The 12,951-nt window shown below is 58.1% G+C and carries 14 protein-coding genes; all 14 read right to left on the bottom strand.

The window, feature by feature from the left end; genetic code table 11:
- Window positions 1–130: 130 nt before the first annotated feature.
- A complete protein-coding gene (locus ACZ439_RS22575) occupies window positions 131–919 on the bottom strand; it encodes a class I SAM-dependent DNA methyltransferase (RefSeq protein WP_464621162.1) in 789 nt (262 codons plus the stop codon).
- Window positions 920–967: 48 nt separating this feature from the next.
- Window positions 968–1,867: a CvfB family protein gene (locus ACZ439_RS22570; protein WP_127606937.1), complete on the bottom strand. Its 900-nt coding sequence runs from the start codon at window positions 1,865–1,867 to the stop codon at window positions 968–970.
- Window positions 1,864–2,211 carry a ribosome silencing factor gene (gene rsfS / locus ACZ439_RS22565; protein ID WP_054796727.1) on the bottom strand — a complete coding sequence of 116 codons (348 nt, stop codon included), beginning with the start codon at window positions 2,209–2,211 and terminating at the stop codon, window positions 1,864–1,866. The genes ACZ439_RS22570 and rsfS overlap by 4 nt, the downstream gene beginning before the upstream one ends.
- A gap of 13 nt (window positions 2,212–2,224) precedes the next feature.
- Entirely contained in the window at window positions 2,225–2,821 is a 597-nt protein-coding gene (yqeK, locus tag ACZ439_RS22560; RefSeq protein ID WP_054796728.1) for a bis(5'-nucleosyl)-tetraphosphatase (symmetrical) YqeK, read from the bottom strand.
- Window positions 2,811–3,398 (bottom strand): nicotinate-nucleotide adenylyltransferase, encoded by a 588-nt coding sequence (locus ACZ439_RS22555; RefSeq protein WP_054799767.1) that lies wholly within the window; start codon window positions 3,396–3,398, stop codon window positions 2,811–2,813. Before ACZ439_RS22555 ends, yqeK begins: the two co-directional genes overlap by 11 nt.
- Window positions 3,399–3,437: 39 nt before the next feature.
- Window positions 3,438–3,728: a ribosome assembly RNA-binding protein YhbY gene (yhbY, locus tag ACZ439_RS22550; RefSeq protein WP_127607047.1), complete on the bottom strand. Its 291-nt coding sequence runs from the start codon at window positions 3,726–3,728 to the stop codon at window positions 3,438–3,440.
- Window positions 3,729–4,188: 460 nt separating this feature from the next.
- On the bottom strand, window positions 4,189–5,052 hold the full coding sequence (aroE, locus tag ACZ439_RS22545) for a shikimate dehydrogenase (protein WP_054796729.1): 864 nt from the start codon (window positions 5,050–5,052) through the stop codon (window positions 4,189–4,191).
- A 66-nt stretch (window positions 5,053–5,118) separates the two neighbouring features.
- Window positions 5,119–6,249 carry a ribosome biogenesis GTPase YqeH gene (gene yqeH, locus ACZ439_RS22540; protein WP_127606940.1) on the bottom strand — a complete coding sequence of 377 codons (1,131 nt, stop codon included), beginning with the start codon at window positions 6,247–6,249 and terminating at the stop codon, window positions 5,119–5,121.
- A gap of 7 nt (window positions 6,250–6,256) precedes the next feature.
- Window positions 6,257–6,751, bottom strand: coding sequence for a YqeG family HAD IIIA-type phosphatase (locus ACZ439_RS22535; RefSeq protein WP_127606942.1), 495 nt, complete (start codon window positions 6,749–6,751; stop codon window positions 6,257–6,259).
- Window positions 6,752–6,896: 145 nt separating this feature from the next.
- Window positions 6,897–9,125, bottom strand: a complete 2,229-nt coding sequence (locus tag ACZ439_RS22530; protein WP_464620237.1) for a transglutaminase TgpA family protein — start codon at window positions 9,123–9,125, stop codon at window positions 6,897–6,899.
- Window positions 9,122–10,375: a DUF58 domain-containing protein gene (locus ACZ439_RS22525; protein ID WP_236595853.1), complete on the bottom strand. Its 1,254-nt coding sequence runs from the start codon at window positions 10,373–10,375 to the stop codon at window positions 9,122–9,124. The genes ACZ439_RS22530 and ACZ439_RS22525 overlap by 4 nt, the downstream gene beginning before the upstream one ends.
- On the bottom strand, window positions 10,372–11,331 hold the full coding sequence (locus ACZ439_RS22520) for an AAA family ATPase (protein ID WP_127606946.1): 960 nt from the start codon (window positions 11,329–11,331) through the stop codon (window positions 10,372–10,374). The genes ACZ439_RS22525 and ACZ439_RS22520 overlap by 4 nt, the downstream gene beginning before the upstream one ends.
- Window positions 11,332–11,550: 219 nt before the next feature.
- The gene (gene spoVAE / locus ACZ439_RS22515) at window positions 11,551–11,916 is read right to left on the bottom strand and encodes a stage V sporulation protein AE (RefSeq protein WP_054796744.1); all 366 of its coding nucleotides are present in this window, start codon (window positions 11,914–11,916) and stop codon (window positions 11,551–11,553) included.
- A gap of 18 nt (window positions 11,917–11,934) precedes the next feature.
- Window positions 11,935–12,951, bottom strand: coding sequence for a stage V sporulation protein AD (spoVAD, locus tag ACZ439_RS22510; protein ID WP_054799766.1), 1,017 nt, complete (start codon window positions 12,949–12,951; stop codon window positions 11,935–11,937).

Raw genomic sequence — 12,951 nt, 5'->3', positions numbered from 1 at the left:
GGAGGATTCGCCCGTGCGCGGATTGGTCAACGGTTTGCTGCTGTCGCTGCCGCTGTGGGGCATCGTGCTCTGCTTGCTGCAGCTCATACTTCACTTGCTCGGAAAGTAATCATGCGCGCGGTCGAACCCGTTATTTTTTTACCGCGACAAAAAACGCCCGCTGCGTGTCCTCCGTCGGCTTCTTCCATAGAAAGTCCGCATATACCGAGATGTCGTGAAAGCCCGCTGCCTTCAGCAGGAGCGTCACTTGATCCAGCGGATAGGCCCGCTGCCGATGCGTCTCGTCGACCCGGATGAACCTTTCGCCTGCCGACTCCCTCTTCGCGCCCTCGTCCTCCTTGACGAACACCGTCAGCTCATGCTCAATCTCGCAGCGCTCGCTATCGAAATCGCACGTCCAGATATAAGCCACATCGTCCTCGTTCAGCATGAAAGGCTGTGACTCCCAATACGATTGAAGCTGATAAGGCGTGTGCATGTCGAATGCAAATATTCCGCCCGGCGCCAAACCAGCGTAAGTTTGCCGGAACGCATCCGCCAGGTCGTCCGGCTCGAGCAAATAATTCAAGCAGTCGCAGAACGATACGACCGCATCTGCAGGCTTCCCGATCTTCCACTCCCGGATGTCCTGCTGCAGCAGCGTGAGCTTGCCGCCCTTCGCGAAAGGCGCTTCCCGCTGCGCCGTATCCGCTTTCTGCTGCGCAATGGTCAGCATGTCCCCGGATAAATCGATCCCGATCACCTCGTGGCCGAGCTTCGCCAGCGGTATGGCCAGGCTGCCCGTTCCGCAGCCCAAATCGACCACCGTGCGAGGGGTTCCGTATTTATCCCAGCATTGCCGCGCAAACTGCAGCCATTCCTCGTAAGGCATATCCTCCATCAGCCGATCGTACACATAAGAAAACCGCTCATAAGCCATCTTCACGCCCACCGCCTTCCCGCAAAAGAAAACCGCTTGCCCTCTGGATCAGTCGGCAACCGGTTTCGATTCATCCTTCTTTAAATACGTCCAACTGCCATCCTGATAAGCAAGCCCTTCTTTCATCAGCTTGCCGACGGCGCGTTTGAACGCCGACTTGCTCATCCCGAACCGTTGGCTGATCAAGTCAGCCGGCGTCTCGTCGGAGTACGGCATCGCCCCGTTCGGGCGCTCCCGCATGAACGCGAGCAGCTTCTCTGCGTCCTCGCCGCGTCCGACTTCCTTCGGCTCGCGCATCGAGCAATTCACATTGCCGTCCTCGCGGACGAAGGCAACGCGAACGTTCACCGCTTCGCCGAGCCTCAGCAGACGCGTGCGTTCAGTCGCGTGAATAAGCCCGATCACGCCGAAGCCTAACACTCCGCCGTCGCAAACGACGAACGTGCCCATCTGCAGCGTCTTGTATACCCGCGCGTCCACGCGGCGGTTTTTCCAATCCTGCGGCGCCGCGAAGCAAAGCTTGCGCAGCTCCTCTTCCTTCGCGAGCTTCGCGACAAGACGCCCTTGACGGTCATGCGCCAGGCTGACAAATACTTTGTCGCCGACCTTCGGACGCAGCTCCGGCAGCTCCGGCAGCTCGCGAAACGGCAGCAGCAGTTGGCGTCCGAGCCCCATCTCCAGAAAACAGCCGAACCGTTGATGAAAATCGGCCACTTCGAGCAGCGCGATTTCGCCGAGCGTCAGCAGCGGCTTCTTCATCGTAGCGGTCAGCCGGTCTTCCGTATCGTGATAAATAAACACGTCCACTTGATCGCCCGGCTTCACTTCGCCGACTTTTTCACTATAATGCAGCAGCACATCCTGCTCCCCATCGGTAAGAAAGAACCCGTGCGGCGATACCTCCCGGGCCACCTCCAGCTTGCGGACCACTCCGGCTTCCAGCCTCATACCTTCTCAACCACTTTCGCATCGGACCACAGGCGCTCGATGTTGTAGTATTCCCGGTCGTCGCGATGGAACACGTGCACGACCACGTCGCCGAGGTCGAGCAGTACCCAACGCGCCGTATCCATGCCTTCCAAACCGCGAACACGCGCTCCTCGTTCTTCCGCCCGCTTGCGAATTTCCGTAGCGATCGCCTGGACCTGCGTTTCGGAGTTCCCGTGACAAATAACGAAATAGTCCGCAATCAAGGAAATTCCCCGTAAATTCAGTGTAACCAGGTTCATCGCTTTTTTGTCTTCCGCTGCTTCGACGGCGAGCGTCATCAGTTCGTCCGGTTGAATGGTCATTCCATTTCCTCCCTTAGTGTCTGTTCGTATCGTAGTGTTCCTCCTGCCGCTCCAGTTCCTCGATCAGCCCGTTGCGGGCGAACAGGGTGAGCGGGTAAATTCGCTTGCCCTTCTCCAGCAAGAAGCGGATCGTACCGTCAAAACCGGCTATAAGCGCCTTCTCTAAACTATGTTCGGCGATTTCCCGAATATTATGCACCCCCGGGAAATCCCGGCCCGGTTCCATATAATCGGCTAGACAGACGATTTTGTCCAGCTTCGTCATCCGCTCTCGCCCGGACGTATGGTAACGGATGGCGTCCAGCACCGCTTCGTCCTTGACGCCGTATTGATGCTCGGCCACCCACGCCCCGGCATGCGCATGCCACAGCTCTTTATCATAGCCAAGCAAGTCTTGGGGCAGCCCGTTCTCACGGATCACGCGCGCCTGCTCGTCGACTCTCCAATACTTGCACACGTCATGCAAAATCGCGGCGAGCTCGGCTTTCGCCGGATCCTCTCCGTACCGCTTCGCCAGAATGACTGCCGTCTCCATCACGCCTTCCGTATGCGTCCAGCGTCGCTCCGGCATTTGCTGCTTCACCGATGCGATGATGTCTTCACGTTTCATATAAACGATTCACCTCGATATAGTTGTTTACCCGGTCGGGCACCATATAACGCACCGGCCGGCCTGCAGCCCGGCGTTCACGGATCAAGGTGGAGGACAGCTCGATTTGCGGCATGGAGGCGATCATGACGGCTTCCTTCATAGGCGCAGGCAGCTCTTCGAGATCGGCGTCAAAGCCGGGGCGCTGCAGACCGACGAACGTCACAAGCCGTACGAGCTCGTCGATCCGATGCCACTTGGGCAAATACTGGACCATATCCGCCCCGATAATGTAGTAAAACCGATGGTCGGGATAACGTTCCCGGAGCAAGCTGACGGTTTCGATGCTGTAAGAGACGCCGCCCTTCACCAGCTCGATATCGCTTGCACGGAACGCCTCGTGCCCCTCGACCGCCAAACGGACCATCTCCAAGCGTTGCCGCGCCGTGGCGCCTTGCGTTTGCTCCTTATGCGGAGGCACATTGGTCGGCATGAACCATACTTCATCCAGACCGAGCTCCTCGCAGACGCTTTGCGCCGCCAGCAGATGGCCGATATGAATCGGATCAAAGGTGCCCCCCATGATGCCAACCTTCATCCGGCTCTCCTCCTGTTCCATCGGAAAACTAGCGTTTCGTTATGGAAGCTCGATCGTTTTATGATCCCGCGATTCCTTATACAGCACGATCGTTTTGCCAATGACTTGAACGAGCTCCGCACCCGCTCCCTCTGCCAGTTGTTCGGCCACTTCGTGGCGGTCCTCCATGCAGTTGTTCAGAATGGACACTTTCATGAGTTCGCGTGTTTCGATCGCTTCTTCGATATGCCGGATCAAGTGATCGTTGACGCCCCCCTTGCCGACTTGAAAAATCGGAGTGAGGTGGTGCGCTTGCGAGCGCAGAAAACGTTTTTGTTTGCCTGTTAACATCATATTCAAAACCTTTCTTGCCTGTTTCGCATCCCCCTCTTTCCCCCTTCCCGAAGGGGGAGGACCAGGGCGCGCTGCCCCTGGACCCCAGATGGTGGCGGATGAGCGACTGGGCCGTCGTTGATGGAATGTCTGTGCTGGGAGCGCTTATCGTCCCTGCCGTGTCAGCCCAAGGGGCTGACACGGCAGGGACACGCTTACGTTAGGCGCTCGTACGGGACTTATTGCCTGCATCACGTGCAGACAGGAATGCTGGACTTCTAACGTTTCGTTCGACCGTGGTACCGCCTTATGACTGCGTCATAAAGCTAACGGCGAGAGAGGGGGCGGCGGCAATCTGCTCATGCTGAGGCGAATCTGCCGCACCCCCTTTAAGGGGCCATCCGGCCCTTAAAGGATTAAAAGCCTTAAAAGACTTTAAAGCCTACCTAAAACTAAAACCGAAAGCCAAGTACAGAGCTTAACCCTCGAAGGACTCCAAAACAACCGCGCGCATCGCTTCGATGGGAGCGGGTTGGCCCGTCCAATATTCGAAGGCGTAAGCGCCCTGGTAGATGAACATGCCTAACCCGCTGTGGATCGCGGCGCCGCGCTGGTCGCGGGCTTCGCGCAAAAATCGGGTCAGCAGCGGGTTATAGATGAGGTCGCTGACGACGGTGTCCGGACGGATCAGCGAGACGTCCATCGGAACGTCGTCGACGTTCGGGTGCATGCCGAGCGACGTGTTGTTGACGATCAGCGCGGCTTCGCCGGCTAGAGCGGCGACTTCGTCGAGCCCGTGGCCGGAGACGCTCGAGAACTCGCTCATGGAAGCGGCAAGCTCCTGCGCCTTCTCTTTGGTACGGTTGGCGATGTAAATATGCGCCGCGCCTTCTTTGGCGATCGCGTAGCCGACGCCGCGGGCGGCGCCGCCCGCGCCGATCATCAGCACCTTGCGGCCGCGCAGGTCGATGCCCGTTTCCTCTTTCAAGGAGCGGATATACCCGATGCCGTCCGTGTTATAGCCGGTCAGCTTGCCGTTATCGTTGACGATCGTATTCACCGCGCCGATCATCCGCGCGCCTTCATCGATAGCGTCCAAGTATTCCATCACTTCCACTTTATGCGGAACCGTCACGTTTACGCCGCGAAACTGCAGCGCGCGGATGCCGGCAACGGCGTCTTTCAGCGTCCCCGGCACAATATGAAACGCGCCGTAAGCGGCGTTAACGCCTGTAACCTCGAACGCCCGATTCAGCATGATCGGCGATTTGGAATGGCGGATCGGATCTCCGAACACGCCGTAAAGGATCGTATGACTGTCCAGCTTATGCGACGTTAGCATTGGCCGTTGTTCCCCCCATATTCATCTTAGATCCGGTTCTCCCTCGCCCCATGCGGCACGAAAGAATTAAATCAGCGATTCGCGCAGCGCCACCTTGACGCCCTTCGGCACATGGATGACGAGATCCGCGCCTGCCTCGCTGTTCGCTTTGACCCAGCCGAGACCGGATATCGAGACGTCCGACGGCTTCCCTTTCGGAATACGGATCGTGTGCTTCACGAGCGGCGGCAGCTCCTCAAGCTCTTCAAGCGTCGGCGGCGACAGCAGCCCCCCTTTATGCTCGGCGTACAGCTCATCGGCCCGCTCCAGCTTCGTACGGTGCGCTTTCAAGCCGTTGGACGTATAGAACGTGAACGACTGCCGCTCCCCTTGCACGAAATCAAAACGCACCAAACTGCCGAAAAACACCGTCTGCTTCTCGTTCAACTGAAACACGAGCGGCTTCACAGGTTTGTCCGGCATCAGCTTCATCAAATCTTTTTTGTTCACGAGCTCCGTCAAGCGGTGTTTGTACACGATCCCCGGCGTATCGATGATCGAAGAGCCGTCGTCCATCGGAATGCGCACCAAATCGAGCGTCGTGCCCGGGTACTGGGAGACGGTGAGCTCCGCATCCAGGTCGCTGTAATCGCGAATCAGCCGGTTGATCAGCGTCGATTTGCCGACGTTGGTCGCGCCGACCACATAGATGTCGCGCCCTTCGCGGTGTTCGTCCAGCGCTTCAATAACGCGCTCGAAGCCCATGTTCTTTTTCGCCGAGCAAAGCACTACCTCGACGACCCGCAGCCCGGCTTCCTTCACCTGACGCTGCACCCAGTTCAAAATCCGGTTATAGTTCGTCACTTTGGGCAGCAGATCGATCTTGTTCACGACGAGCACGATCGGATTTTTGCCGACGAATCGGGGCAGCCCCGAAATCATGCTGCCTTCGAAATCGAACAGATCGACGATGTTCACGACCAGCGATTCGGTCGAGCCTACATGCGACAGCAGCCGCAAGAAATCGTCCTGATTCAGCGTAATGCTGGAGGACTCGTTGTAATTCTTGATGCGGAAGCACCGCTGGCAAATGATCGGCGTCCGGGTCAAAGCTTGGGCCGGCACATAGCCGAGCCGTTCGGAGTCTGCGGTTTGCAGCGTGACGCCGCAGCCTGCGCAGCGGTCGTCCTCTTGCCTGTTTTCATGGTCAAGCGTCATACGTTCCCTACCTTTTCATCATCTTTAACGCCGCTTTCTCGAGCGTCCTGTTCACTTTCGTAAAAAAGCCCTCATCCGTAGGCGAAATCGGACGGACCAGCACCGTATATAACCCCAGGCGATTGCCGCCGAGCACATCGGTCAGCATCTGATCGCCGATGACGATCGTCTGCCCCGCCTCCAGACGCATCATGTTCAGCGCTTTGCGGAACGAGGCGTGGGTCGGCTTTTTGGCCCGGTAAATAAAAGGCAGGGACAGCGGCTCCGCGAACTTGGTTACTCTGGTGCGCTGATTGTTCGATACGATCACAACCTGAAACCCGATCTGACCCACCACTTTGAGCCATTCGATCAGTTCCGGCGTTGCGAACGGCGCTTTGGCCCCGACCAGCGTATTGTCCAAGTCCGTAATGATGCCCCGATACCCCTGCTTCCATAACGTATCCAATTCAAGTTCATAGATGCTGTTCACTTGCTCACGCGGGATTAGCTTTTTCAGCAAAACGTTCACCTCAGGGAAACAATGGCTATATACGTCAAACTATATCACACTTGTCCGGTGTGTTCAAAGAGGGAGTGCCAATCCCTTCTTTACCTTCAAAAAGCCCGCCGCCTTCCGGCAGCGGGCCCTCAGCCCTTGGCCTCATTTACATTTGGGAACGAAGCTTCTCCACAATTTGCGTAGTTTCACGGAATTCCTCTTCGGTCATATCGTCCTTGCCGTACTTGGCCTTCTCGAAATGGTGCAGCACGACGTCCAGCTCGCCCTTCATCCAGCTGCTCTTGGCCGTCCATCGCCGCACCGCTTCACGAAGCGTTTCGTGCTCCTCGCGCACGTAGCCGTGCCTGCGGAAAATGCGCAGCAGCCGTTCGCATTCCACAATGATTTTCTGCTTCAGCTGCAAGGCCCGGCGGCGGCGGGCGCGCTCCCGCACAAGATCGACCAGCTGCCAGCGCCATGCGGCAAAGCCGGCCAGCAGCAGCGCGACAAGCAGCGAGCCGCCGAACAGGTAGTGACGGCTTTGCACCGCCGGAGCCGCCTCTTCTTCCGCAACCGCAGGCAGCGATTCGACCGCCTGCGGCTCGGCTACCGGCTCTTCAACCGGAACGGCCCGCGGCATGGAGAATCCGGACGTCGGCTCGAACGGCACCCAGCCGTATCCGCTGAAATACACTTCGACCCAGGAATGCGCGTCAGAGTTGCGCACCGTATACTCGCCGGCGGCATTCGGATCGGCAAACAGCTCGCCCGGCGCGAACCCGCCCAAACCTTGCTGGTCGAGCGTCGTCGAGCCGGAGGAATAGCCCTTCACCCACCTTGCAGGCAAGCCGACCGCTCGCGACAGCACGGCCATCGACGTGGAATAATAATCGCAATAGCCTTCTTTAATCTCGAACAGGAACCGGTCGACAAAGTCGCGGCTGCGGCCCTTCGTCAAGTCGGGCTTATTCGTGTACGCGTAATTCATCGACAAATATTGCTCGATCGCTTTCGCCTTATCGTAATCGCTGCTTGCGTTTTTGGTAATTTCGAAAGCCAGATTGCGCACCCGCTCAGGCAAATGATCCGGCAGCTGCAGGAACGGCGCCAATTCCGGCCTCGGCAATTGATGCGGCAGCTTGCGCAGCGCCGCTTCGTCGATGACCGGCATTTGCGACACGATCGTGTACGTCTTCGGATACGGCTGACGCTCGCTGAAACGAAGCTCGCCCTGCTGCGCCGACCACATCAGTCCTTCAAACCCGCTGCGCGCTCCGTTCAGCCCTACGACCTTCTGTATCGAATAGGCGCCGAATAGAACCGGATACCGGTCATCGTTCAGCAGCGTCACCGTTTGCGTGACCTCGATCGTTTTCATTTGGTCGCCCGGCAATCGCGTATCCGCCGGCAAGACCGCATCCGGCCGGACCGGCCCCCAGGAAGCGCGATCGAGCTCGCTTTCCTGCCACCCTCTGCCGGTATATAACGAGAGAGTCTCGCCCCGCCAATACCCGCGGTGCGTCGTGTCGATGGTCATCACCGGCGTATAATCGAACTGGAATCCGCTGCCAAGGAATCGGTCATTCCGGCTGTAGCCGGACGACGCGTCCATCGCATCGGTCGCAAGGGCAACCTGCTCCCCTTTGCCGGTGGCGAAGTTCATCGGCTCGCCGCGGTAGGCTCGCCAGGCCGTATACGGATCGGTCAGCATCGGGCCGACTTCCGGCATCGCCGCGCCGGCAAGCAGCGTCAGGCCGATCAGACCGGTCACCGGCAGGACGATCGAGAACGGGTTTTCCGAGAGCTGTCTCCAAGCCGACGGATCCTTCATCCGCAGCCGCCGGAAGTGCGCCAGAATCAGCAGGAACAGCCCGCAGCCGACCATGATGACGACCTGCGGCCACAAGTATACGCCCGAGAACGAATCGCGGATGCACAGCGCCAGCACGCCCACGACAAGCAGCACGTAGATGCGCCACTTCGATTCCACCCACCAGATCATCGTCAGGTAGGCGACCCAGGTCCCCAGGCCGAACCATAAATAAGGCGTCAGTTCGTATAAGTTCAGAAACAGTTTGGATGAAAAAAAACTTCCAAGCGTCATCGGTTCGATCGCTTCGTATCGCTCCAGCACCGTCACTTGTATCGTCAAGATCGCGATGAACTGCAGTACCCCGCGCAGCATCCAGTGCATCCACGGAATGTGCTCCAGCACGCAAACGGCAAGCAGCGTCCACGCCATGACCGCCACCGTCTCCGGCAGCAGCCAGTAATCCTCCTTCTGAAACCAAAGGAGGAGTTGAAGCAAAAATATGCCGCTAAATAGCACCGTTAGCCGATACGGCCACTCCTCGAACAACAGCCGCTTTTTCCAAGAGAGAGGTTTCCCGTTCATCCGGCCCGACCTCCCAACTGGACAGGCAGATCGGTTAATTGACCGATCGCATAGCAAGTAATCCCTCGGGACTGCAGCTGGCTAGCCCAGGCTTCCTTGCGTACAGCCGGCGGCACGATCCAAATATGGCAAGGATTCATCTGCTGTTTCTTTAACCCCAGCAGCACCTGCAGCATCGGCTCGCCGAAGGAAGCGCTGACGATCGTCACAAAGCTGCCGGGCGCCAGCTTCTGCGCCTTGTCTTTCAATAACGAACGGATCGTGTCCGGACTGTCCGCCTCGACGTCCATCAAATGCCGCAGCACAAGCTGATGCTGATGCTGTCCTTGGCGCGGCTCGAAGTATGCGCTGTCTTTGCCCGCGGATACGAGACCAAGCGCCAGCCCTCGCTGCGAGCCATATTGAAACAGCGAGGCGGTGACAGAAACCGCAAGCTCGAATTCGTCCGACTCGCCGTAAAGGCGCTGATCCCGGTCCAAAACGATATAAGTTTTCGGCAGCGATTCGCGCTCGAACTCCTTCGACTTCCACGTGCCCGTCTTGGCCGTTGCGTTCCAGTGAATCCGGGAAATGCGGTCGCCGTATATATACTCCCGAACCCCGTTGATTTGCGTCGTTTCGCGCACAGCCCGGGTCGTCGAGGAATGATGGTTCGCGCCCTTCACCATCTGGTGGTACTGCTGCCAATCGCGGATCGCGATCGTTTGCGGCAGCACGGAAATCGTTTGCGGCAGCTCCAGCTCACCCCGATGCTCGAACAAGCCGAATATATCCTCGGTCACGCATTCCGTCCGCCCGAACGTATAATGTCCCCGCCGCATCGCCGGCGTCCGGTATTCCCAATCGGCGCGGCGGCGCCAATCCGGCACGAGCGTCGCTTCGAACGTCAGCTCGCGCCCGTTCTTATGGTAGAGACGGTCTTTCACGAACACGTACGGGATCGGCCAAAAGCCCGGAATTTGCAGCTGCACCTTCACGCCGAGCGTGCTCCCGGCTTCAAGGGTGGTCGCTCCTTCCGCCGTATGAAGAACACGGGTCCCCTGCGTCCGCTTGATGCCGCTCCACTGGCCGAGCAGCAAATATACGCTCAGGATCAGCATGATGACAAATAACATCAGCGCCAGCTTGCCGCCTTGAAACAACAGGTACCCGAGGCTTCCTAAAAAAGCGGCGCCCACCGCCCAAAATTTTCGGCTGTAACGGGGGCGTTCGATCCATTTTTGAACGAGCGACGTCCTCACCCTGGTCACTTCTCCCAACGTACCGGCACCTTCACTTGTTGAAACACCGACTGCAGGACGGATGAAACAGACGCTCCTTCCATCCGCGCTTCCGCTTGCAGAATCAACCGGTGTCCCAGCACATAGGGCGCCAAAAATTTAATGTCATCCGGGATGACGTACTCTCTTTGCTGCAGCAGAGCATAGGCCTTCGAGGCTTGCACCAGCGCCAGCGTCGCCCGCGGGCTCGCGCCGAGGTATACGGCCGGATGGTTGCGGGTCGCACGCGACACCGCCACCAGGTAAGCCGCGACGGCTTCGTCGAGGTGCACGAGCTTCACCTGATGCTGCAGCGCCAATATTTGCTCCACGCCCGAAACGGCTTCCAGCGTATCGAGCGGGTGCGTCACGTTTTGCGCAACGATCATCTGCGTTTCCGTCTCCGCATCCGGGTAGCCGAGGCTGAACTTCATCATGAAGCGGTCCAGCTGAGCCTCCGGCAGCGTGTACGTCCCCTCGAAATCGATCGGGTTTTGCGTCGCGAGCAGCAGGAACGGCTTCGGCAGCTCATACGTTTCCCCGTCCACCGTGACGTGACGCTCCTCCATCGCTTCCAGCAGCGCGGATTGCGTCTTCGTCGTCGCGCGGTTAATTTCATCCGCCAGCAAAATATGCGTCATGATCGGACCCGGGCGGAATATGAACGCCTCTTCCTTCGGATGGTAGATGGAAACACCGGTAATATCGGTGGGCAGCAAGTCCGGGTTGCATTGAATGCGGCGAAATTGGCCGCGGACCGATTTGGCAAGCGCCTTGATCAGGACCGTTTTGCCGGTGCCTGGAACATCTTCAAGCAGCACGTGTCCTCCTGCCAGCATCGCCGTAAGCAGCAAAGCGATCTCATCGGTTTTGCCGAGAATGCAGGATTCCAAATTCGCCTGTATGCGCTTTAACGCTTGTACATCTTCTCGAATCATCGTTTCCATCGTCCGGGCCTCCTTTATGTCGTACCTCTGTATGATCCATACTAATTCATATACGTCAGCGACTGAAAAAAGTTCGCTTGTATGGTGTAATTTTCATTGTACCGGATTCAAAATTCGCCGTATACGTGTAAAACTGATGAAATTGTTTGTAGAAATGCAAAAAAGCCCCTGATTAGGGGCTGAAACAGGTCTTGATGCCGTTCTGCGATCTTAAACGATCTAGCCTTGCGGGCGAAATACGAGCGCGGCCAGGAAGGAAAAGATGATGGCCGCGGATATGCCTGCGCTGGTCACTTCGAAAATGCCCCCGATGATGCCGATCGGCCCGTCCTCCTTCAAGGAACTGAGTGCCCCGTTGACGAGGGAGTTGCCGAAGCTCGTAATCGGCACGGTGGCGCCGGCGCCGGCAAATTCGATAAATTGGTCGTACAGCCCTTTATCTTTGTAAGGAATCGCTTCGACAAGGGCGCCGGCGACGACAAGCGTGCTCATCGTGTGCGCCGGCGTCAAACGGAGCACGTCCATCAGGATTTGTCCGATGACGCAAATGGCGCCGCCGATCAGGAAAGCCCATATAAATTGGATCCAATTGTCCATTCTCGATCACTCTCCGCTTTCTATGGCTACCGCATGCGCGATGCACGGGATGCTCTCGCCTTGCTGGAACGACAACGGCGACAGCAGCGCGCCGGTCGCTACGACGAGAATGCGCTTCAACTCGCCCTTCGCCAAACGTCTCAACAAATGGCCGTAAGTCACGGTCGCCGAACAGCCGCAGCCGCTGCCGCCGGCTTGCACAAGCGACTTCTGTTTCTCCAAGTCGTAAATCATCAGCCCGCAATCCTTGTAAGTCGTCTGTTCGATAGGGACCCGATGCTTCTTCAGCAGCTCGCGGGCAATCCCGTATCCGACCTCCGCGAGGTCGCCGGTAACAATCAGATCGTAATACTCCGGCTGCCGGTCGAAATCGCGAAAATGCGACTGCAGCGTGTCCACCGCCGCCGGGGCCATCGCCGCGCCCATGTTGAACGGGTCCTTGATCCCCATATCGATAACACGGCCGATCGTCGCCCCCGTCACGACAGGGCCGCGGCCATGCTTGCCGATGACGGCGACTCCTGCACCCGTGACGGTATACTGCGCGGTAGGCGGTTTTTGCGAGCCGTACTCCGTCGGATAGCGAAACTGCTTCTCCGCGGTGCTGTTATGGCTGCACGTTCCCGCCATCGTGTGCTTGGCGTAACCCCCATCGACGATCATCGAGGCGATGGCCAGTCCTTCCATCGAGGTGGAGCATGCGCCGAAGATGCCGAGATACGGAATTTGCATCGTCCGGACCGCAAAGCTGTTGCTGATGATCTGGTTGATCAGATCGCCGCCGACGTAGAACTCGATCTTCTCCTTGGTCAGGCCCGCATTTTCCACGGCCAGCTTCGCCGCTTCCTCGAGCATCTTCTTCTCCGCCTTCTCCCAGCTGTCCTGGCCAAGGATGGCATCGGCATGCACAATGTCGAACTCATTACCCAGCGGCCCTTCCCCTTCATCGGGGCCGACGACGGTGGCCGTGCCTAGAATGACGGGCCGGTTGCGGAACTCCCAGCTCTGATGTCCGATTAGCAT

This window comes from Paenibacillus sp. JCM 9796, assembly GCF_055379675.1.
This window is presented reverse-complemented; position numbering and strand designations above follow the sequence as displayed.

Excerpts from the sequence above, each read along its gene's own strand:
- yqeK (WP_054796728.1), bottom strand. The coding sequence starts at position 2,821 with ATGAAACGTGAAGACATCATCGCATCGGTGAAGCAGCAAATGCCGGAG.
- ACZ439_RS22520 (WP_127606946.1), bottom strand. The coding sequence starts at position 11,331 with ATGGAAACGATGATTCGAGAAGATGTACAAGCGTTAAAGCGCATACAG.
- ACZ439_RS22575 (WP_464621162.1), bottom strand. The coding sequence starts at position 919 with ATGGCTTATGAGCGGTTTTCTTATGTGTACGATCGGCTGATGGAGGAT.
- ACZ439_RS22555 (WP_054799767.1), bottom strand. The coding sequence starts at position 3,398 with ATGAAGGTTGGCATCATGGGGGGCACCTTTGATCCGATTCATATCGGC.
- aroE (WP_054796729.1), bottom strand. The coding sequence starts at position 5,052 with ATGCTAACGTCGCATAAGCTGGACAGTCATACGATCCTTTACGGCGTG.
- yqeH (WP_127606940.1), bottom strand. The coding sequence starts at position 6,249 with ATGACGCTTGACCATGAAAACAGGCAAGAGGACGACCGCTGCGCAGGC.
- ACZ439_RS22530 (WP_464620237.1), bottom strand. The coding sequence starts at position 9,125 with ATGAACGGGAAACCTCTCTCTTGGAAAAAGCGGCTGTTGTTCGAGGAG.
- ACZ439_RS22570 (WP_127606937.1), bottom strand. The coding sequence starts at position 1,867 with ATGAGGCTGGAAGCCGGAGTGGTCCGCAAGCTGGAGGTGGCCCGGGAG.
- yhbY (WP_127607047.1), bottom strand. The coding sequence starts at position 3,728 with ATGTTAACAGGCAAACAAAAACGTTTTCTGCGCTCGCAAGCGCACCAC.
- spoVAD (WP_054799766.1), bottom strand. The coding sequence starts at position 12,951 with ATGCTAATCGGACATCAGAGCTGGGAGTTCCGCAACCGGCCCGTCATT.
- rsfS (WP_054796727.1), bottom strand. The coding sequence starts at position 2,211 with ATGACCATTCAACCGGACGAACTGATGACGCTCGCCGTCGAAGCAGCG.